Origin of the sequence: Candidatus Accumulibacter sp. ACC012 (assembly GCF_907163155.1) — a bacterium.
GTDB classification, from domain to species: Bacteria; Pseudomonadota; Gammaproteobacteria; order Burkholderiales; family Rhodocyclaceae; genus Accumulibacter; species Accumulibacter delftensis.
Window position 1 is genome coordinate 590,637 of the sequence record NZ_CAJQUC010000002.1, and the last position, 21,530, is coordinate 612,166.

General features: G+C 59.5%; 13 protein-coding genes, 5 tRNA genes and 3 rRNA genes. 10 read left to right on the top strand and 11 right to left on the bottom strand.

The window, feature by feature from the left end; genetic code table 11:
- Genes QZ648_RS03185 through QZ648_RS03210 form a run of 6 tightly spaced genes read left to right on the top strand, consistent with a single transcriptional unit; the run spans window position 1 to window position 5,443 of the window.
- Window positions 1–372: a 4-amino-4-deoxy-L-arabinose transferase gene (locus QZ648_RS03185; RefSeq protein WP_291996084.1), complete on the top strand. Its 372-nt coding sequence runs from the start codon at window positions 1–3 to the stop codon at window positions 370–372.
- Between the two features lie 8 nt (window positions 373–380).
- On the top strand, window positions 381–1,520 hold the full coding sequence (locus QZ648_RS03190) for a DegT/DnrJ/EryC1/StrS aminotransferase family protein (protein ID WP_291996085.1): 1,140 nt from the start codon (window positions 381–383) through the stop codon (window positions 1,518–1,520).
- A 28-nt stretch (window positions 1,521–1,548) separates the two neighbouring features.
- Window positions 1,549–2,487 (top strand): glycosyltransferase, encoded by a 939-nt coding sequence (locus QZ648_RS03195; RefSeq protein WP_291996086.1) that lies wholly within the window; start codon window positions 1,549–1,551, stop codon window positions 2,485–2,487.
- Window positions 2,484–3,464, top strand: a complete 981-nt coding sequence (locus QZ648_RS03200) for a formyltransferase (protein WP_291996087.1) — start codon at window positions 2,484–2,486, stop codon at window positions 3,462–3,464. Before QZ648_RS03195 ends, QZ648_RS03200 begins: the two co-directional genes overlap by 4 nt.
- On the top strand, window positions 3,461–4,504 hold the full coding sequence (locus QZ648_RS03205) for a bifunctional UDP-4-keto-pentose/UDP-xylose synthase (RefSeq protein ID WP_291996088.1): 1,044 nt from the start codon (window positions 3,461–3,463) through the stop codon (window positions 4,502–4,504). The genes QZ648_RS03200 and QZ648_RS03205 overlap by 4 nt, the downstream gene beginning before the upstream one ends.
- Before the next feature lie 15 nt (window positions 4,505–4,519).
- Window positions 4,520–5,443 (top strand): 4-deoxy-4-formamido-L-arabinose-phosphoundecaprenol deformylase, encoded by a 924-nt coding sequence (locus QZ648_RS03210; protein WP_291996089.1) that lies wholly within the window; start codon window positions 4,520–4,522, stop codon window positions 5,441–5,443.
- Between the two features lie 173 nt (window positions 5,444–5,616).
- Here QZ648_RS03210 and rrf read toward each other — a convergent pair.
- The 7 genes from rrf to QZ648_RS03245 form a co-directional block, all read right to left on the bottom strand.
- Window positions 5,617–5,730 (bottom strand): 5S ribosomal RNA (gene rrf / locus QZ648_RS03215).
- A 106-nt stretch (window positions 5,731–5,836) separates the two neighbouring features.
- Window positions 5,837–8,727 (bottom strand): 23S ribosomal RNA (locus tag QZ648_RS03220).
- A gap of 241 nt (window positions 8,728–8,968) precedes the next feature.
- Window positions 8,969–9,044: transfer RNA gene (locus tag QZ648_RS03225), tRNA-Ala, on the bottom strand.
- Between the two features lie 84 nt (window positions 9,045–9,128).
- Window positions 9,129–9,205 (bottom strand) — tRNA-Ile (locus QZ648_RS03230).
- A 62-nt stretch (window positions 9,206–9,267) separates the two neighbouring features.
- Window positions 9,268–10,805, bottom strand: a 16S ribosomal RNA gene (locus QZ648_RS03235).
- The 16S, 23S and 5S rRNA genes sit together here with 3 tRNA genes alongside, the layout of an rRNA operon.
- Before the next feature lie 161 nt (window positions 10,806–10,966).
- A tRNA-Met gene (locus tag QZ648_RS03240) sits at window positions 10,967–11,043 on the bottom strand.
- Window positions 11,044–11,470: 427 nt separating this feature from the next.
- The gene (locus QZ648_RS03245; protein ID WP_169067690.1) at window positions 11,471–12,088 is read right to left on the bottom strand and encodes a hemolysin III family protein; all 618 of its coding nucleotides are present in this window, start codon (window positions 12,086–12,088) and stop codon (window positions 11,471–11,473) included.
- Between the two features lie 332 nt (window positions 12,089–12,420).
- Here QZ648_RS03245 and groES point away from each other — a divergent pair, with 332 nt between their 5' ends.
- Both groES and groL read left to right on the top strand, forming a co-directional pair.
- Complete coding sequence (gene groES, locus QZ648_RS03250; RefSeq protein WP_169067689.1) at window positions 12,421–12,711, top strand: co-chaperone GroES; 291 nt, start codon at window positions 12,421–12,423, stop codon at window positions 12,709–12,711.
- Window positions 12,712–12,808: 97 nt separating this feature from the next.
- Entirely contained in the window at window positions 12,809–14,464 is a 1,656-nt protein-coding gene (gene groL / locus QZ648_RS03255) for a chaperonin GroEL (protein ID WP_291996090.1), read from the top strand.
- 374 nt (window positions 14,465–14,838) lie between these two features.
- On the opposite strand, the gene QZ648_RS03260 is transcribed toward groL, so the two are convergent.
- From QZ648_RS03260 to QZ648_RS03270, 3 genes are all read right to left on the bottom strand, one after another.
- On the bottom strand, window positions 14,839–16,749 hold the full coding sequence (locus QZ648_RS03260; RefSeq protein WP_169067687.1) for a SurA N-terminal domain-containing protein: 1,911 nt from the start codon (window positions 16,747–16,749) through the stop codon (window positions 14,839–14,841).
- Between the two features lie 75 nt (window positions 16,750–16,824).
- Window positions 16,825–16,901, bottom strand: a tRNA-Asp gene (locus QZ648_RS03265).
- 23 nt (window positions 16,902–16,924) lie between these two features.
- Window positions 16,925–17,000 (bottom strand) — tRNA-Val (locus QZ648_RS03270).
- Window positions 17,001–17,241: 241 nt separating this feature from the next.
- On the opposite strand from QZ648_RS03270, the gene QZ648_RS03275 reads away from it, so the two are divergent.
- Together QZ648_RS03275 and QZ648_RS03280 are read left to right on the top strand one after the other, a co-directional pair.
- The gene (locus QZ648_RS03275; protein ID WP_291996091.1) at window positions 17,242–18,243 is read left to right on the top strand and encodes a Druantia anti-phage system protein DruA; all 1,002 of its coding nucleotides are present in this window, start codon (window positions 17,242–17,244) and stop codon (window positions 18,241–18,243) included.
- 38 nt (window positions 18,244–18,281) lie between these two features.
- Window positions 18,282–18,956: an ISAs1 family transposase gene (locus QZ648_RS03280; protein WP_291996092.1), complete on the top strand. Its 675-nt coding sequence runs from the start codon at window positions 18,282–18,284 to the stop codon at window positions 18,954–18,956.
- 134 nt (window positions 18,957–19,090) lie between these two features.
- Here QZ648_RS03280 and lon read toward each other — a convergent pair whose 3' ends face one another.
- Window positions 19,091–21,523 (bottom strand): endopeptidase La, encoded by a 2,433-nt coding sequence (gene lon / locus QZ648_RS03285; protein ID WP_169067686.1) that lies wholly within the window; start codon window positions 21,521–21,523, stop codon window positions 19,091–19,093.
- Window positions 21,524–21,530 lie beyond the last annotated feature (7 nt).

Consider the following 21,530-nt stretch of genomic DNA (forward strand, 5'->3'; position numbering starts at 1 on the left):
ATGAGCATGGTCGCTTTTGCCCTGGTGCTCACCGGCGTGCTGCTCAACGCCGCCGCGCAACTGTTTCTCAAGGCCGGCACCAATGCCATCGGGCATTTCGACTTCGCGCTCGCCAACATCATCCCGATCGGCCTAAAGGTCGCCGGCCAACCGACGATCATCGCCGGCCTGGCCTGCTACGCGGTCAGCGTCGTGGTGTGGATCATGGCCCTGTCGCGAGTGCCGGTGAGCATCGCCTATCCGATGCTGTCGATCGGCTATGTGATCAACGCGCTGATCGCCCACTTCTGGTTCGGCGAGCTGCTGGTGATGCAAAAAGCGCTGGGTATCGGTTTCATCATCATCGGGGTGATCCTGGTGGCCAACTCATGAGTGCCGCGATGGCGAAGAATCCGTCAAGCCTGCCACTGCCAATGCTGCCAATCACCCGCCCGTCGATCGACGAGGAAACCATCGCCGCGGTCGGCGATGTGCTGCGCTCGGGCTGGATCACCAGCGGCCCGAAGGTGCAGGCTTTCGAAGCGGCGCTCTCGGAAATCTGCGGCGGCCGCCCGGTGCGCGCCTTCAATTCCGGTACCGCGACGCTCGAGGTGGCCCTGCGCCTGGCCGGCGTCGGCCCGGGCGACGAGGTGATCAGCACGCCGCTGACCTGGGTGGCGACGGCCAATGTGATTCTCGAAGTCGGCGCCACGCCGGTGCTGGTGGACATCGACCCGCTGACGCGCAACATCGATCTCGAACAGCTGGAAGCGGCGATCACCCCACGCACCAGGGCGCTGCTTCCGGTCGACCTGGCCGGCCTGCCGGTGGACCGCGATCGGCTGTACGCGATTGCCGACCGCCATCGCCTGCGCGTCGTCGAGGACGCGGCGCAATCATTCGGCGCTTCGTGGAAGGGACAGGCCATCGGCAGCATTGGCGACTTCGTCTCCTTCAGCTTTCATGCCAACAAGAACCTGACCACCGGCGAGGGCGGCGCGCTGGTGCTGCCGGCCGACATCGACCTCGGACTCTGCGAGCGGCGCCGGCTGCAAGGGGTCAAGCGCGCGGCCGACGGGACGATGGACGTGGACGTCCTCGGCGGCAAGTTCAACCTCACCGACCTTGCCGCCGCGGTCGGCCTCGGCCAGCTCCGGCACCTGCAGGAATTCACCGAGCGACGTCGCGCGCTGGCGCGGCGCTACTTTGCGGCGATCGAGCCAGCGCTCGGCTTGACTCTCCCTCCGGCGGACTTCAGCAACGGCAACTGGCATATGTTTCAGCCGCTGCTGCCAGCCGGCAGCGACCGCGGCGCCTTCATCGCGGCGATGAAAGAAGAGGGTATTGGCATCGGCGTGCATTACCCGCCACTGCACCTCTTCAGCCTCTACCGGAAACTCGGTTTTCACCCCGGACAGTTCCCGCAGGCCGAAGATGTCGGCGCCCGAACGGTTACACTGCCGCTTTTCCCGACGATGAGCGATGGCGATGTGGAGCGTGTCTGCGCCGCCCTGAGCCGCAGCTTGAAAATCAAGAAGTAAAGTCCTGAATTAGAGTCCCGAGCCCGCCATGATCCCCCCTGAAATCTCCGTCATCATTCCCGTCTATAACGAAGAGGACGGCCTGCCGACCCTGTTCGCCCGCCTCTACCCGGCGCTCGACCAGCTCGAGACGCCCTACGAGGTGGTGTTCATCAACGACGGCAGCCGTGATCGCTCGGCGGCGCTGCTCCGCGAACAGTACCAGCGGCGCCCGGACGTCACCCGCGCCATTCTGCTCGCCGCCAATGCCGGCCAGCACATGGCGATCATGGCCGGCTTCGAACACGCGCGCGGGCAGATCATCGTCACTCTCGACGCCGACCTGCAAAACCCCCCCGAGGAAATCGCCAAGGTCATCGACAAAATGCGCGAAGGCCACGACTACGTCGGCAGCATTCGTCGCCGGCGCCAGGACAGCTTCTTCCGCAGCAGCGCCTCGAAGGCGATGAATTACCTGCGCGAGAAAATCACCCGCATCCGCATCACCGACCAGGGCAACATGCTGCGCGCCTATTCACGCAGCGTCGTGAACGCCATCAACTCGTGCAAGGAGGTCAGCACTTTCATCCCGGCGCTGGCCTACACCTTCTCGCGCCACCCGGCCGAAGTGGTCGTCGAACACGAGGAGCGTGCGGCCGGTGAATCCAAGTACTCGATCTACAGCCTGATCCGCCTCAACTTCGACCTGATGACCGGCTTCTCGCTGGTGCCACTGCAATGGTTCTCGATGCTCGGCATCGTCGTCTCCCTTGGCTCGGCGGCGCTGTTTGTCCTGCTCATGGTTCGCCGGCTGATCGTTGGCCCAGAGGCCGAAGGCCTGTTCACCCTTTTCGCGCTGATGTTCTTCCTGATCGGGCTGGCGCTGTTCGGCATCGGCCTGCTCGGCGAATACGTCGGCCGGGTCTACCAGCAGGTCCGCCACCGCCCGCGCTACCTCATCGAAGCCATCCTCGAAGGAAAGCCATGAGCAGCTGCACTCCAGGAGCGCGGCCGGCCGGGCGGGAGGTACGAGCGGTACGAGCAGTAGTCTTCGCCTACCACAATGTCGGCGCCCGCTGCCTGCGCGTGCTGCTCGCGCACGGCGTAGACGTGGCACTGCTGGTGACGCACGCGGACAACCCGGCCGAGAATATCTGGTTCGAGCGGGTGGCCGACCTGGCCCGCGACTACGCTATCCCGGTGGCCACCCCGGATGACCCCAACACCCCTGAATTCGCCGCCCGCCTGGCTGCGCTGGGGGCGGATTTCTTCTTCTCCTTTTACTATCGGCTGCTGCTCAAGCCGGCGCTGCTGGCTCTCCCGACGCGCGGCGGCTACAACATGCACGGCTCGCTGCTGCCCAGCTACCGCGGCCGCGTGCCGGTGAACTGGGCGCTGATACATGGCGAACGCGAAACCGGCGCCACGCTGCATCGCATGGTCGAGAAACCCGACGCCGGCGAGATCGTCGCGCAACAGGCAGTGCCGATCCTGCCCGACGACACCGCCGGCGACGTCTTCGGCAAAGTAACCCTGGCCGCCGAACTGGCGCTGCACGGGGTGTTGCCGGCGCTGCTCGCCGGCACTGCCGAGCACCTACAGCCAGACCTGCGCATCGGCAGCTATTTTGGCGCTCGCAAAGCGGAGGACGGGCGCATCGACTGGCAGCAGCCGGCAGCGGTGGTGCACAACCTGATCCGCGCCGTCGCCCCGCCCTACCCCGGCGCCTTCTTCGACTTCGGCGCGCAGCGCGTGGTCATCACCCGCAGCCTGGCTTGGCCCGCTGCCAGGGGCCCGGGCGGACGGCCTGAACTGTATTCCGACGGCGCTCACCTGTTCGCCCGCTGCGCTGACGGCGGCGTGCTCAAAATCCTGTCAGTTGAAGTGGACGGCGAGGCCATCGCGCCCGCTGCCCTGCCCGCCCGCCTGGGCCAAAACCCTATCCCACTGGTCCAACCCTCATGAAAAAAGTCCTCATCCTCGGCGTCAACGGCTTCATCGGCCATCACCTCTCGCAACGCATCCTGGCCACGACCGACTGGGAAGTCTACGGGATGGACATCAACCGTGAGCGAGTCAGCGAGCTGCTCGACGACCCGCGCTTTCATTTCTTCGAAGGCGACATCCTGATCAGCAAGGAGTGGATCGAGTATCACGTCCGCAAGTGCGATGTCGTCCTGCCGCTGGTTGCCATCGCCACCCCGGCGACCTACGTCACCGAGCCGCTGCGCGTCTTCGAGCTCGACTTCGAGGCCAACCTGCCGATCATCCGGCACGCGGTCAAGTACAAGAAGCGGGTGGTCTTCCCATCAACCTCGGAGGTCTATGGGATGAGCCAGGATCCGGAATTCGATCCCGAGAGCTCGCCCCTGATCTACGGCCCGATCAACAAGCCGCGCTGGATCTACGCTTGCGCCAAGCAAATGATGGACCGCGTGATCCACGCCTACGGCCAGCAGGAAGGCCTGCAGTACACGCTCTTCCGGCCGTTCAACTGGATCGGCCCCGGCCTCGACTCGATTCACACCCCCAAGGAAGGCTCGTCGCGGGTCATCACCCAGTTTCTCGGCCACATCGTCCGTGGCGAAGCCATCAAGCTGGTCGACGGCGGCGCGCAGAAGCGTTCCTTCACCTACGTCAGCGACGGCATCGACGCGCTGATGAAGATCATCGACAACAAGGAGGGTATTGCCGACAGCAAGATCTACAACATCGGCAACCCGAAAAACAACTACTCGATTCGCGAGTTGGCGAGCCTGATGCTCGACCTGGCCAAGCACTACCCGGAATACGCCGACTCGGCGGCCAAGGTGAAGGTCCTCGAAACGACATCGGCCGAGTACTACGGCAAAGGCTACCAGGACACCCAGCACCGCGTGCCGAAGATCACCAACACCATGGCCGACCTGGATTGGGCGCCGCAAGTGACTTTCGAGGACGCCTTGCGTGGCATCTTCGATGCCTACCGTAACGACGTCAGCGCCGCCCGCCGCCTGATGGACTGAATCCAAGGCCGATCCATGCGCTCACTCGTCCTCAAGATCGACGTCGACACCTACCGCGGCACGCTGATCGGCGTGCCGCGCCTGGTCGAACTCCTGCTCCGCCACCACGCCGACGCCAGCTTCCTGTTTTCGCTCGGTCCCGACCACACCGGCCGAGCGATCAAGCGGGTCTTCCGTCGCGGCTTCATGCAAAAGGTATCGCGAACCTCGGTACTCTCGCATTATGGCTTCAAGACACTGATGTACGGTACGCTGCTGCCAGGTCCGGATATCGGTCGCTGCTGCTCCGGCATCCTGCGCAGCGTCCGCGACGCCGGATTCGAGACGGGCATTCACTGCTGGGACCACATCCGCTGGCAGGATGGCGTCCGCCATGCCGACGCGCGCTGGACCGAGCGCGAGCTGCAACTCGCCGCCGAGCGCTACAAGGAAATCTTCGGCGAAGCGGCATCCGTACACGGTGCCGCCGGCTGGCAGATGAATCCGCATGCCTTGCGCCTCATGCAGCGTTTAGGCTTCAGCTACAGCTCTGACTGCCGGGGCAGGCACCCCTTCCTACCGGTGTGGAACGCGGAAATCGTCAATTGCCCGCAACTACCAACCACCCTACCGACGCTTGACGAACTGATCGGCGTCGACGGGATCGACGAGCACAACGTGCATGAACGGCTCCTGGCGCTAACCCGCGAAGCCCCGGCCAACGGCCACGTGTTCACCCTGCACGCGGAACTGGAAGGCATGAAACTGCTGCCGGCCTTCGAAAAGCTGCTGCTTGGCTGGCAGGCGCAGGGCTACAAACTGACCACTCTGCGCGACCTCGCCGCCAGCCTCGACCCCTACTACTTGCCTCGCCACGAAATCCTCTGGGGAGGCGTCCCCGGCCGATCCGGTGAGCTGCTGGTCCAGGGAACGGAGTTCCTGAGCGAGATTACCGTCTGAGGACAGTGCCCGGATCGCCGCTGAGCCAGCAGTCATGGTCGATGGGCGATATGCACCACTCATCTGCCGCCGCATGGCCGCAATCGCTCCCGGCGGTGGGCCAGGCTTCCGTTCCTGGCCGTCAACGCACAAAGCCCCCGACGGGAAGTTGTCGGGGGCTTTGTCAATGGGGAGCCTGGCGGTGACCTACTTTCACACATGAAGTATGCACTATCATCGGCGTACCTTCGTTTCACGGTCCTGTTCGGGATGGGAAGGGGTGGGTCCAAAGGGCTATTGCCGCCAAGCATAACTGTCTCGCACACCGCGGTTGGCGGGGTGCGCAAAATGGGAAGAAGGTTTTTGTGCAGCGTTGTGATTGCACTTCGTTTCTGAGTTGCTGCTTAAGGTTATAGGATCAAGCCTCACGGGCAATTAGTACTGGTTAGCTTAACGCATTGCTGCGCTTCCACACCCAGCCTATCAACGTGGTGGTCTACCACGACCCTTCAGGGGGATCAAGTCCCCAGGGAAATCTTATCTCAAGGCGAGTTTCACGCTTAGATGCTTTCAGCGTTTATCTCTTCCGAACTTAGCTACCCGGCAATACGACTGGCGTCATAACCGGTACACCAGAGGTTCGTCCACTCCGGTCCTCTCGTACTAGGAGCAGCCCCCTTCAAATTTCCAGCGCCCACGGCAGATAGGGACCAAACTGTCTCACGACGTTTTAAACCCAGCTCACGTACCACTTTAAATGGCGAACAGCCATACCCTTGGGACCGACTACAGCCCCAGGATGTGATGAGCCGACATCGAGGTGCCAAACACCGCCGTCGATATGAACTCTTGGGCGGTATTAGCCTGTTATCCCCAGAGTACCTTTTATCCGTTGAGCGATGGCCCTTCCATACAGAACCACCGGATCACTATGACCTACTTTCGTACCTGCTCGACGTGTGTGTCTCGCAGTCAAGCACGCTTATGCCATTGCACTATCAGCACGATGTCCGACCGTACCTAGCGTACCTTCGTACTCCTCCGTTACACTTTAGGAGGAGACCGCCCCAGTCAAACTGCCTACCATGCACGGTCCCAGACCCGGATTCACGGGCCATGGTTAGAACCTCAAACAAACCAGGGTGGTATTTCAAGGTTGGCTCCACCAGAACTAGCGTCCCAGTTTCACAGCCTCCCACCTATCCTACACAGATTGGTTCAAAGTCCAATGCAAAGCTACAGTAAAGGTTCATGGGGTCTTTCCGTCTAACCGCGGGGAGATTGCATCTTCACAATCATTTCAACTTCGCTGAGTCTCAGGAGGAGACAGTGTGGCCATCGTTACGCCATTCGTGCAGGTCGGAACTTACCCGACAAGGAATTTCGCTACCTTAGGACCGTTATAGTTACGGCCGCCGTTTACCGGGGCTTCGATCAAGAGCTTGCACCCCATCACTTAACCTTCCGGCACCGGGCAGGCGTCACACCCTATACGTCCACTTTCGTGTTTGCAGAGTGCTGTGTTTTTATTAAACAGTCGCAGCCACCATTTCACTGCAACCCTTTCAGCCTACACCCGCGAGGGGCTTCAACCTATCAGGGCGCACCTTATCCCGAAGTTACGGTGCTAATTTGCCGAGTTCCTTCTCCTGAGTTCTCTCAAGCGCCTTAGAATTCTCATCCTGCCCACCTGTGTCGGTTTGCGGTACGGTCTCTCTGTAACTGAAGCTTAGAGGCTTTTCTTGGAAGCATGGTATCAATCACTTCGCGGTCAAAGACCACTCGTTATCACGCCTCAGAATTGATCTTCCGGATTTGCCTAAAAGACCTTCCTACACGCTTGAACCGGGACGTCCAACACCCGGCCGACCTAACCTTCTCCGTCCCCCCATCGCATTACAAAGAGGTACAGGAATATTAACCTGTTTCCCATCGACTACGCTTTTCAGCCTCGCCTTAGGGGCCGACTCACCCTGCGCCGATGAACGTTGCGCAGGAAACCTTGGGCTTTCGGCGAGGGAGCTTTTCACTCCCTTTATCGCTACTCATGTCAGCATTCGCACTTCTGATACCTCCAGCATCCTTCTCAAGACACCTTCAACGGCTTACAGAACGCTCTCCTACCATATGTAATAAATTACATATCCGCGATTTCGGTGCATAGTTTGAGCCCCGTTATATCTTCCGCGCAGGACGACTCGACCAGTGAGCTATTACGCTTTCTTTAAAGGATGGCTGCTTCTAAGCCAACCTCCTGGCTGTCTAAGCCTTCCCACCTCGTTTCCCACTTAACTATGGCTTGGGGACCTTAATCGGCGGTCTGGGTTGTTTCCCTCTTGACACCGGACGTTAGCACCCGATGTCTGTCTCCCAAGCTCGCACTCAACGGTATTCTGAGTTTGCAATGGTTTGGTAAGTCGCGATGACCCCCTAGCCATAACAGTGCTTTACCCCCGTCGGTGATACTTGAGGCACTACCTAAATAGTTTTCGGAGAGAACCAGCTATTTCCAAGTTTGTTTAGCCTTTCACCCCTATCCACAGCTCATCCCCTAATTTTTCAACATTAGTGGGTTCGGACCTCCAGTGCGTGTTACCGCACCTTCATCCTGGCCATGGATAGATCACTTGGTTTCGGGTCTACGCCCAGCAACTAGTCGCCCTTATCAGACTCGGTTTCCCTACGCCTCCCCTATTCGGTTAAGCTCGCTACTGAACGTAAGTCGCTGACCCATTATACAAAAGGTACGCAGTCACCCCACGAAGGGGCTCCCACTGTTTGTATGCATGCGGTTTCAGGATCTATTTCACTCCCCTCCCGGGGTTCTTTTCGCCTTTCCCTCACGGTACTGGTACGCTATCGGTCGATTACGAGTATTTAGCCTTGGAGGATGGTCCCCCCATGTTCAGACAGGATTTCTCGTGCCCCGCCCTACTTGTCGCAAACTTAGTACCACAATCATGTTTTCGCGTACGGGGCTTTCACCCACTACGGCTCCACTTTCCAGAGGCTTCCGCTAACACAACTGCTATCACTTGCAGGCTGTTCCCAGTTCGCTCGCCACTACTTTGGGAATCTCGGTTGATTTCTTTTCCTCCGGCTACTTAGATGTTTCAGTTCGCCGGGTTCGCTTCCTCACGCCTATATATTCAGCGTGGGATACTCCTTGCGGAGTGGGTTTCCCCATTCGGATATCTCTGGATCAAAGCTTCATTGCCAGCTCCCCAGAGCTTTTCGCAGGCTTGTACGTCCTTCATCGCCTGTAATCGCCAAGGCATCCACCACATGCACTTATTCACTTGATCCTATAACCTTAAGCTCTCTTGCGAGACCTCAAGCTACAGGCAACTTCTTGTGCTCCCCCCAAATCAACAGGAGGATCGATGCAATCACAACCGTATCACCAGCCTCTCCACGCATCAAACCGACTGCGCTTAACCAGTGATACGAACCTTCTTCCATTTTGTTAAAGAGCACGAGCCCCGTAAGGGGTCAGGCCTGAAGACTCCTAAAACTCTTCAGGCCTGACATCTCACAAGTTGCGGGTGGTGGAGGATGACGGGATCGAACCGACGACCCCCTGCTTGCAAAGCAGGTGCTCTCCCAGCTGAGCTAATCCCCCAATCTATCGGGTGACTACACCTCCCAACATCCCGCCAGAAGGGCCTCAATGGCCTTGCTCACCGTTGCCTTCCGCCAGATACGCTGGTGGGTCTGGTTGGAATCGAACCAACGACCCTCGCCTTATCAAGACGATGCTCTAACCGACTGAGCTACAGACCCATCCGCTTGTGCTTCTTGTGACAACCGATAGGTTGTGAGCTCTCGATCCAGCTTTTCTCTAGAAAGGAGGTGATCCAGCCGCAGGTTCCCCTACGGCTACCTTGTTACGACTTCACCCCAGTCACGAACCCTGCCGTGGTAATCGCCCTCCTTGCGGTTAAGCTAACTACTTCTGGCAGAACCCGCTCCCATGGTGTGACGGGCGGTGTGTACAAGACCCGGGAACGTATTCACCGCGGCATGCTGATCCGCGATTACTAGCGATTCCGACTTCACGCAGTCGAGTTGCAGACTGCGATCCGGACTACGATCGGCTTTCTGAGATTGGCTCCCCCTCGCGGGTTGGCAACCCTCTGGACCGACCATTGTATGACGTGTGAAGCCCTACCCATAAGGGCCATGAGGACTTGACGTCATCCCCACCTTCCTCCGGTTTGTCACCGGCAGTCTCATTAAAGTGCCCAACTCAATGATGGCAATTAATGACAAGGGTTGCGCTCGTTGCGGGACTTAACCCAACATCTCACGACACGAGCTGACGACAGCCATGCAGCACCTGTGTTCAGGCTCTCTTGCGAGCACTCCCAAATCTCTCCAGGATTCCTGACATGTCAAGGGTAGGTAAGGTTTTTCGCGTTGCATCGAATTAATCCACATCATCCACCGCTTGTGCGGGTCCCCGTCAATTCCTTTGAGTTTTAGCCTTGCGGCCGTACTCCCCAGGCGGTCAACTTCACGCGTTAGCTACGGCACTAAAAGGTTTAACCCTCCCAACACCTAGTTGACATCGTTTAGGGCGTGGACTACCAGGGTATCTAATCCTGTTTGCTCCCCACGCTTTCGTGCATGAGCGTCAGTATTGGCCCAGGGGGCTGCCTTCGCCATCGGTGTTCCTCCACATCTCTACGCATTTCACTGCTACACGTGGAATTCCACCCCCCTCTGCCAAACTCCAGTCTTGCAGTCTCAAATGCAGTTCCCAGGTTGAGCCCGGGGATTTCACATCTGACTTACAAAACCGCCTGCGCACGCTTTACGCCCAGTAATTCCGATTAACGCTCGCACCCTACGTATTACCGCGGCTGCTGGCACGTAGTTAGCCGGTGCTTCTTATTCGGGTACCGTCATCTACTCAGGGTATTAACCCAAGCAATTTCTTCCCCGCCGAAAGAGCTTTACAACCCGAAGGCCTTCTTCACTCACGCGGCATGGCTGGATCAGGCTTCCGCCCATTGTCCAAAATTCCCCACTGCTGCCTCCCGTAGGAGTCTGGGCCGTGTCTCAGTCCCAGTGTGGCGGATCATCCTCTCAGACCCGCTACGGATCGTCGCCTTGGTAGGCCTTTACCCCACCAACTAGCTAATCCGACATCGGCCGCTCCCAGAGCGCAAGGTCTTGCGATCCCCTGCTTTCCTGCTCACAGAATATGCGGTATTAGCGTAACTTTCGCTACGTTATCCCCCACTCCAGGGCACGTTCCGATGTATTACTCACCCGTCCGCCACTCGCCACCAGGGTTGCCCCCGTGCTGCCGTTCGACTTGCATGTGTAAGGCATGCCGCCAGCGTTTAATCTGAGCCAGGATCAAACTCTTCAGTTCAAATCCTGAAACCCTCGCTCGACGTTCTTCCATCAGCCCAAGTTCCCTCAGACCAACAGCTTTACTTCCGTGCAAGTTACTCCATCTTTTTGGCAATCCGCATAAGCAGATCACCCCAGACCAAGAACCCACACCTATCGGTTGTCTCATTTTTAAAGAGCTGGTTGCGGGGACAGGATTTGAACCTGTGACCTTCGGGTTATGAGCCCGACGAGCTGCCAGACTGCTCCACCCCGCGACACTGAAGATAGAAATTTCTACCTCTGTTTCGCGGCACTTACTGCCTCGACCTGAGCGATGAAGCTGCCCTGCCTGGCCCTGCGTGCTGCGAAGAGGAAGCATTGTAGCGAGCCGGCAGGACCTGGTCAACTCTTATTCGGCTTTTTTGCGTATTCGCTGTTTCACAAGCCCTTCACCGGGTCACCAGATAGCAGCCGCGTGCGTCACCCCAGCAAGCCCCAAGGCCGCCAGAGCAAGCCCGATCAGTGCTGCCGACTGCCGACCCCGCCGCTGCGCGCGGCTGCACCAGTGTTCTCACAGTGGCGTGCGACCCTCTTTGCCACACGTGAAAACTGCGGCTCACACGTCGCCGGCGGCGTCCAGCGACGCCAGCGTCAGGCACAGCCGCTTTCCCGCCATGACCATGCGGCGCACCGCCGCCCGGATCATAGAACGTAATTCAGAATTGCGAAGTAGTGCGCGGTGCTACCGGCCATCACGAACAGATGCCATATACCGTGCGCATGAGCAAGGCGAGTATCGAGGGCATAGAAGATGATACCAACGGTGTAGAAGACGCCACCTGCAGCGACCCACACGAACCCGGCCGTGCCCAGCGCTTTGAGCAGCGGCACCAGTGCCACCAGCACGGCCCACCCCATCACGATATAAATCACCAACGAGAGATGACGAGCCTCGTTGCGCGGGCGCAACTCTTGCAGACTGCCAAGGATAGCCAGCCCCCACACGGTGCCGAGCAAGGACCAGCCCCACGGGCCGCGCAAGGTCACCAGGCAGAACGGCGTGTAACTGCCGGCGATGAGCAGGTAAATGCCTTGGTGATCCAGCTTGCGCAGGATGTCCTTGGCACGTCCTCGAAAGCTGTGATACAGCGCCGAGAAGCTGTAGAGCAGCACCAGGGTCAGGCTGTAGATTGATACGCTGCCAATTTTCCACACGTCGCCGTCACGCGCCGCGACAACGATCAGCAGCACCGCACCGCCGAGAGCGAGCACAGCCCCGACAACATGAGTCCAGGCGTTGAGTTTTTCGCCGTAGTACATAGAATCCGCCTTGACTCGGTGGGCTACCCCGCGCGAACACCTTGGACCGCAGGATGCGCAGCGTATTGAAGAGCAGGATCTGCATTGTCGCGGAATCGCTTGGCGCGGGTCAATCGCCGGCAACGAGAGTGACGACGGTGGTCGCGCAGGCCTCCGTGCGCACGGCTTGATGACAAAGAAGCGCACTAGCCCTTGAAATTCACCCGGCCCGCCCCTATTATTAGCACTCGCTAGCGTTGAGTGCTAACACCCTGCCACCGAGTTGCGTAAGCGCAGCAGGTGGTGTCCGCTAGTTTTGTTACCCCTATATGCTTAACCGAAGGAGAAACTGCATGAAAATTCGTCCGTTGCATGATCGCGTGATCGTCAAGCGCCTTGAAGAGGAGCGCAAGACCGCTTCAGGTATCGTCATTCCCGATGCGGCTACCGAAAAGCCCGATCAAGGCGAGATCCGCGCCGTTGGCAATGGCAAGCTGCTTGAGGATGGCTCCGTGCGCGCCCTCGCAGTCAAGGTGGGTGACCGCGTCCTGTTCGGCAAGTACGCTGGCCAGACCGTCAAGATCGATGGAGAGGAACTGCTCGTCATGCGTGAAGAAGACATCATGGGCGTCGTCGAGGCCTAGAGCCTCCGGCACGGCAGCTCTCTGCACCGACCCCGGGAATCCCCATCGGCTTTCCGGTTCTGAATCCAATCATTAAAGAATTCTAGGAGTTACCTCTATGGCAGCTAAAGACGTCAAGTTTGGCGACAGCGCACGCGCGCGCATGGTGGAAGGCGTTAACCTTCTTGCCGACGCAGTCAAAATCACCCTCGGCCCGAAGGGTCGCAACGTTGTTCTGGATCGCTCGTATGGCGCTCCGACCGTCACCAAGGACGGTGTCTCCGTGGCCAAGGAAATCGAACTCAAGGACAAGTTCGCCAATATGGGCGCCCAGATGCTCAAGGAAGTCGCTTCCAAGACTTCCGACATCGCAGGTGACGGTACGACCACCGCGACCGTGCTGGCCCAGGCGATCGTCCGTGAAGGCATGAAGTTCGTCGCCGCCGGCATGAATCCGATGGATCTCAAGCGCGGCATCGACAAGGCCGTAACGGCAACCGTCGAAGAACTTAAGAACCTCTCAAAGCCCTGCTCGACCAACAAGGAAATCGCGCAGGTCGGAGCAATCTCGGCCAACGCTGACTACGACATCGGTGACATCATTGCCCGCGCCATGGACAAGGTCGGCAAGGAAGGCGTCATCACCGTTGAAGATGGCAAGTCGCTGAACAATGAACTCGATGTCGTCGAGGGCATGCAGTTCGACCGCGGCTACCTCAGCCCCTACTTCATCAACAACAACGAAAAGCAGAACGCGATCCTGGAAAATCCGTATGTGCTGATCTTCGACAAGAAGATCTCCAACATCCGTGACCTGCTACCGATTCTCGAACAGGTTGCCAAAGCCAGCCGTCCGCTGCTCATCGTCGCCGAAGACGTCGACGGTGAAGCACTCGCCACCCTGGTGGTCAACAACATCCGCGGCATCCTCAAGACCTGCGCCGTCAAGGCACCGGGCTTCGGCGACCGTCGTAAAGCCATGCTCGAAGACATCGCCGTGCTCACCGGCGGCCAAGTGATTGCCGAAGAAGTCGGCCTGACGCTCGAGAAAGCAACCCTCGAAGAACTGGGTCAAGCCAGGCGTATCGAGATCGGCAAGGAAGACACGACGATCATCGACGGCGCCGGCGTTTCGAGCACCATCGAAGCACGCGTCAAGCAAATCCGTGCGCAGATCGAGACCGCGACCAGCGACTACGACAAGGAAAAACTGCAGGAACGCGTCGCCAAGCTTGCCGGCGGCGTGGCCCTGATCAAAGTCGGTGCGGCCACCGAAGTCGAAATGAAGGAGAAGAAGGCACGCGTCGAAGATGCACTGCACGCCACTCGCGCCGCTGTTGAAGAAGGCATCGTTCCTGGTGGTGGCGTGGCCCTGCTACGCGCCCGCAGTGCGTTGGCCGCGGTCACGAGCGACAACCACGACCAAGAGGCGGGGATCAAGATCGTGCTGCGCGCGCTCGAGCAACCGTTGCGCGAAATCGTCGCCAATGCTGGCGAAGAGCCTTCCGTCGTCGTCAATGCAGTGCTGCAGGGCACCGGCAACTTTGGCTACAACGCAGCCACCGGCGAGTATGGCGACCTGGTTGAAATGGGCGTCCTCGATCCGACCAAGGTCACCCGCACCGCGCTGCAAAACGCTGCTTCGATCGCCGGCCTGATGCTGACCACTGACTGCATGGTCGCCGAACTGCCCGAAGACAAGCCAGCCGGCGGCATGGGCGGCGGCATGGGTGGTATGGGTGGCATGGGTGGCATGGGTGGCATGGACATGTAAGTCCCGCCCGAGCTTAACCGCTCAACAAAAAACCCCGCTTCGGCGGGGTTTTTTTCGTCCTGGACCCTTTGCAGGGCAGCCACGAGGTCGCGACGCCGGTAAATCCATCCGCCGACGGCGGAGCGCCTGCCTGAGCCGGCAGCCCCAGGCTAACGATCATGACAGTCGACATACCCCGGATGATGAAAGTCATAACCGCCCCCCCTCTTCCCCCGGCCCTTCTCGCGCAGGGGGCGAAGGGAGGTTCGTGAGTCGGGAGGTTCGTGAGTCGCATTCGCGACTTTCACATTAATGGACTATGCGCCTGTTGTCGCGCCTCGCGGGCGATCGAAAATGCGGCGCAATGTGGCAGCTCGTCCTCTTCCGACAATCGCCTAGCGCTGCTTGCTGTCCAGCGCCGACTTATTGATATCGATCTTGTAACGCGAGCGCAACCCGGCTAGATAAGCAGCAAAGTCCTCCTGACCAAGAATCGTACTGTACTCACGCTGCAGCGCTTCGCGCCGCTTTTCATCGACCACGGCCGGCTGGCTGACCTTGCTGATCTGGTAGAGTACGTAGGTCCCGCCCGCCACCTCGGTGCCAACATAGGTGGGCAATTTCTGCACGTCCGCCCGGAAAACGGCCTGTAGCGCCGCCACCGGCAACTGCTGGCGTTCGAGTCGCGAGACAATTTTGAGCGGGCCCCAGTCAGCCTTGGCCTCGGTTCCCCCTTGCTGCAGAGCACTGAGTTTCGTCTCACCCGCCTGGCGGGCAAGCGCCGCCGCCTCCTGAGTCTTCAGAGCGGCTTCGATGTCTCCCCGCACCTCGACAAAGGGCCTGCTGCTCGCCGCTTGATACTCTGCTACGCGGGCCGACAGCAGTACATTCGGCGCGACTTCGATCGCTTCGGTATTACGCTTGCTTTTCAGCGAGTCAGCCGAAAACAAGGCCGTCAGCACCTTCTGATTACCGAGCTCACCCAGTGCCGCCAGCGCTGCTGGACTCGAGTCGCGCGGCAACCAGCCCGAATGCTGGATCTTCAGGTCGAATTTTTCGACGACCGGCTGCAAGCTGTCGGGCTGCTCATAGACCATGTTGCTGAACGCCTCCGCGGCTTCGGCGAACTGGCGGGATGCTGCCTGACGCTTCAGCTCGTCCTCGAGTTCCGAACGGACTTCGGCCAGCGCGCGTTGTGCCCCCGCTTTGCTTCCGGTCAGCTGGATGATGTGAAAGCCGAACTCCGAGCGCACGACACCGGAAATCTCGCCCTCCTGAAGTTTGAAAACGGCCTCTTCAAAGGGCTTGACCATCATGCCGCGGCCAAAGAAGCCGAGATCGCCGCCTTTTTGAGCAGAACCTGGATCCTGGGAATGCTGTTTGGCCAGTTCTGCAAACTTGCCCGGCGATTCCTGAAGCTCCTTGAGAATGCCATCCGCTTTGGCTTTCGCCTTTCCCTCATCCAGATTCGCATCGACGAGGATCAGGATGTGGCTCGCGCGCCGCTCTTCGGCCGTTTGGTAGCGATCCTTGTGGCTTTCGTACCAGGCGCTGACTTCGACTTCGCTGAGCGTCAGCTTGTCCATCAGCGCTTCAAGCGACAGGACGACGTAATCCGCCTTCGCCTGTTCCGGGATTTCAAAGCGCTGCTTGTTTTCTTCGTAGTATTTTTCGAGCGCCGCGGAATCAATTTTCACCTGGCCAGCGAACTGCTCCGGAGCGAAACGCAGCTCGGCGACCTGGCGTTCCTCGGATTGAATGCGCAGCATCTCGTCGCTCGTCCCGCTCGCGACGATGGCGGTATCGCCAACCGCAGCCACCAGCTGCTGCAAGGTGAGGTCCTGACGCAGTTGCGCTTCGAACTGTGGCTGCGACATGCCCTGCGCCGCGAGCGCAGCCTGATAGCGCGCCATCGAAAACTGGCCGTCTTCCTGCAAGGCCGGAATCTTGCTGATCACATCCCGCAACTGATCGTTGCTCGCAACCAGTCCGCCTTTGGACGCTTCGAGCAGCAGCAGACGCTGGTCCACCAACGCGTTCAACACCGCCAAACGCGCTTCCGGCGTATTCACGGCTGCCGCATCGAAATTGGCACCCAAGGCCTGCCGCAAGCGATCCTGCTGCACCCGCCATGCCTGATCGAACTGCTGCATGGTGATCTTCGAGTCACCGACGCTGGCCAAGTCCGTACCGGCGCCGGAATCGCGGACGTAGGAGTCGACACCCCAGAAGGCAAATGGCAAGGTGATCAGGGCAAGAAACACCTGGACGACTCTCTTGTTATTGCGAACGGCATCGAAGATCATGGTTGTAGCCTGTTAACTCATTGAAATATTGTCGATACAACAAAAAAGGCGAACTTGCGTTCGCCCTATTGGCAATGGCGGAGTGGACGGGACTCGAACCCGCGACCCCCGGCGTGACAGGCCGGTATTCTAACCAACTGAACTACCACTCCAATCGCTGCAGAACCTCTGGTGCTGGTGGGTGCTGACGGGCTCGAACCGCCGACATCCAGCTTGTAAGGCTAGCGCTCTACCAACTGAGCTAAGCACCCGTCGTATGATCCAAGCAAAGAGATGCGAGTTTATCGCATCCGCCGTCGCTTGGCCAGACCGCATTGCGGACCTTCCAGGGTGGATTTGTCCTCTCAGGCAACGCACGGGCAATCAAGCAGTTAGTTCGTCCCCCTGGACATCCGCGCAGAAAGCCCGTATAAATGGCACATGGAAGGCGTTGTGTGTGCATTGCGTGTTCGCTTGGTGAGGAAGAGCGAAGAGGCTCGCTATCGAGAATTGATGGCAGAGCATCACTACTTGGGCGATCTGGCGAAGATCGGGCACACGCTCTGGTACGTGGCTACGCACGGCGAAGAGTGGGCGGCCTTGCTGAGTTTCTCCGCGGCGGCCTGGAAATGCGGCGTTCGTGACCGCTGGATTGGCTGGGACTATCGGCATCAGTACGATCGCCTGGGCCTGGTCGCCAACAACAGTCGCTTTCTGATCCTTCCCGACTGGCATTACGCCAATCTTGGCTCCAAGGTGCTCTCGCTCTGTGAGCGACGGCTCGCAGAGGACTGGCAGGCCCATTTCGGGAAACCGCTGTTACTGCTGGAGACCTTTGTGGATCCGTCGCGCTTCCAGGGGACCGTCTATCGGGCCGCGAACTGGGCGCCTCTGGGGCTGACCCAAGGCTTTCGCCGGACCCGAGAAGGCTACAGCGCCCACCCTGCGTCGCCCAAAGTCGTCTTCGTTCGCCCATTGCAGGCCGATGCTCGCGCCCAACTTTCCCGTTCGATACTCAACCCCCGCTATCGTATAGGAGCGCCAAGGATGATGCTCACCGCCGAACAGATGCGCACTCTCCCCGATTTCTTCGCTGACATCGCCGATCCGCGTCGCGCGCAAGGCAGGCGCCACCCCCTTCCTGCCGTTCTGGCCATCGCCACCGCGGCGGTGTTGTGCGGAATGCGTGGCTACAAGGCCATCGCCGGTTGGGCACAAGACCTCAAACCCAAAGCGCGCGAACGCTTCCGCTGTCGCCGCGAGCAGGGAATTTACCGCGTACCGAGTGAGTTCATCATCCGTGACGTCCTGATCCGCGTCGATCCCACGGCACTCGACCAAGCGTATCAGCAGTGGAACAAGGCCTACGCTCAAGAGGATCCCAGCCTTGCCGTCGACGGCAAGACCATGCGCAATGCCCATGACGAGAACGGGCAGCAAACGCACATCATGAGCGTGGTCGGGCATCAGACCGGCGTGTGCCACACCCAAAAAAAGTCGGAACTTTGCCCGTAAATGGCGGGGAAGAGCTCAAGCAAACCAATGAAATCGGGATGTTCATGCCCCTGCTCGATGCGATCGAAATTCAGGGCAAGGACATCACCGCCGACGCGCTGCTGACACAGCGCAAGCTGGCAACCTACTTGGTGGAGCGCAAGGCGCACTACCATTTCACGGCCAAAGGCAATCAGCCAACACTGGAAGCCGACATCGCAGTCCTGTTCCAGAATCGCAAGGCGCCAGACTACGTGGCAATTTCGCCACCTGACCATGGTCGGATCGAAACCCGGCGCATTTGGTGTAGCGACGCCCTCAACGCGTATCTCGATTTCCCGCATGTGGGCCAGGTGTTCTTGATCGAGCGCGAGGTGGTGCACAAGAAGAGTGGCAAGCGTACGCTCGAAACCGCTCTCGGTGTCACCAGTCGCCCTCCAGAACAGGCCAGCCCGCAGCGCCTCCTCGCCATCAATCGCGGCCATTGGTCGATTGAAAACCGTTGTCACTACGTCATTGACTGGAATTACGACGAAGACCGCAGCCGGATTCGCACCGGTCACGGTCCCGAGAATATGTCACGCCTGCGCCGCTTCGCCGTCGGCATCCTCCACCACTTCGCCGATGGCAAAACCAGCCTTGCCGAGAAAATGCGCCGCCTCAACCGTAACATCCGCTTGGTCTTCGACTATCTGCGCATGACCAAGAACTCTACCGGCCACGTCTCGCCTTGAGTTCAGTGCGAGAACAAATTTACCGTGGCGGACCTTCGAAGAGGTTCAAGTCCGCTGGCGCCGCGTCGTAAAAGCGGAGAAGCAGAAAACTGGAGACTTCCCACCTCAAACCCTAACCCGGCTGCCGTGCCCACTCAGTGCCTGAGCACCGCCTGCCCGGCTGGCGAAGTTCCCTCGGACGCGGTCCCGGCGACAGCCGGTGTTGGCGTCGGCGCCGCTTCGCCGGGCAGAGCCTCCGGCTTGCGCTCGAGTGCGTGCGCGAAGACCTGGTCAATCCACCTGACCGGGATGATCTCCAGCTTGTTCTTGATGTTGTCCGGGATCTCGGCCAAATCGCGGACGTTTTCCTCAGGGATCAAGACCCGCGCCAGGCCACCGCGAACCGCTGCCAGGAGTTTCTCCTTGAGGCCTCCGATCGGCAGAACCTCGCCACGCAGCGTGATCTCGCCGGTCATCGCCACATCGCAGCACACCGGAATACCAGTGAGCACCGAAACCAGTGCCGTACAGATCCCGACACCGGCGGAGGGGCCATCCTTGGGGATCGCGCCTTCCGGCAAATGGATGTGGATATCACTCTTCTGGTAGAAGTCGTGATCAATGCCCAGCGATCCGGCGCGCTTGCGCACCACCGAAACGGCCGCCTGGACCGACTCCTGCATCACCTCGCCGAGTTTGCCGGTGGTCGTCGTCTTGCCCTTGCCCGGCAGGACCACCGACTCGATGGTCAGCAGTTCACCACCAACTTCGGTCCACGCCAGCCCGGTCACCTGGCCAACCTGGTTCTCTCGCTCGGCGACGCCGTAGTTGAAGCGCCGAACGCCGAGGAACTTGTCCAGGTTGCGCGCGCTGACGGCAACTTTCTGCTGACTGCTTCTGAGCAGCAGCGTCTTCACCACCTTGCGACAGATCTTCGAAATGTCGCGTTCGAGCGATCGCACGCCCGCCTCACGTGTGTAGTAGCGAACGATATCGCGTAGCGCGCTCTCGGCGACAGTCAATTCGCCAGCGCGCAAGCCATTGTTCTTGATCTGTTTGGGCAACAGATAGCGCTGCGCAATGTTGACCTTCTCATCTTCGGTATAGCCTGACAGCCGGATTACCTCCATGCGGTCGAGCAAGGGTGCCGGAATGTTCAAGGTGTTGGCGGTAGCGACGAACATCACTTCCGACAAGTCGTACTCGACCTCGACATAGTGATCGACGAAAGTCGAGTTCTGCTCGGGATCGAGCACCTCCAGCAAGGCCGAACTCGGATCGCCGCGAAAATCCTGCCCCATCTTGTCGACTTCGTCGAGCAGGAAGAGCGGGTTCTTGACGCCGATCTTGCTCATGTTCTGCAGAATCTTGCCCGGCATCGAGCCGATGTAGGTGCGCCGATGGCCACGGATTTCGGCCTCGTCGCGAACGCCACCCAGGCTCATGCGCACGAACTTTCGACCGGTCGCACGCGCTATCGACTGCCCAAGCGACGTTTTGCCGACACCAGGCGGACCGACCAGGCACAGAATTGGCGCCTTGAGGCGGTCGACGCGCTGTTGTACGGCGAGATACTCGATGATCCGTTCCTTGACCTTTTCAAGGCCCCAGTGATCGGTGTCGAGGACTTTTCCCGCTGCCGCCAGATCCTTGCTGGTGCGCGTCCGTTTGCGCCACGGCAGTCCGATCAGCGTTTCGATGAAATTGCGCACCACTGTTGCTTCGGCCGACATCGGCGACATCAGCTTGAGCTTGCGGAGCTCTGCCTGTGCCTTGGCGAGCCCTTCCTTGCCCATCCCGGCAAGCTTTACCTTCTTCTCGAGGTCCTCCATATCGGCGCCATCTTCACCCTCGCCGAGTTCCTTCTGAATCGCCTTGACCTGCTCGTTGAGGTAGTACTCGCGCTGGCTCTTTTCCATCTGGCGTTTGACACGCCCGCGGATCCGCTTCTCCACCTGCAGGATATCGATCTCGGCTTCGAGTTGCGTCAGCAGGCGCTCGATACGCGCGCGGATATCGAACATCTCGAGCACTTCCTGCTTCTGCTCGAGTTTCAGCGGCAAGTGCGCGGCAATGGTGTCCGCCAGGCGGCCAGCTTCTTCAATGCCAGCGATCGAGGTCAGGATCTCCGGCGGAATCTTCTTGTTGAGTTTGACGTACTGATCGAACTGAGCGATCACCGCACGCCGCAGCGCCTCGACCTCATGATTGACGCCGTCATCGGCAAGCACTGAGCGAGCACGTGCGAAAAACATCTCATCACGAGATTCTATGGTCTCCAGACGCGCACGCTGGACACCTTCGACCAGCACTTTTACGGTCCCGTCGGGAAGCTTCAGCATCTGCAGGATGTTGGCTACACAGCCAATGTCATACAGGTCCTCGGCTTCCGGTTCGTCCTTGACGGCGGACTTCTGAGCGACGAGCAGGATGCTCTTGCCCGCTTCCATGGCCACTTCGAGAGCCTTGATCGACTTCGGCCGCCCGACGAAGAGCGGAATGACCATGTGCGGGAAAACCACCACGTCGCGCAGGGGCAACAGCGGAAGTTCGACTGGCTCGGTAGCCAACTTGGGGGTTGCAGACATCGATTGT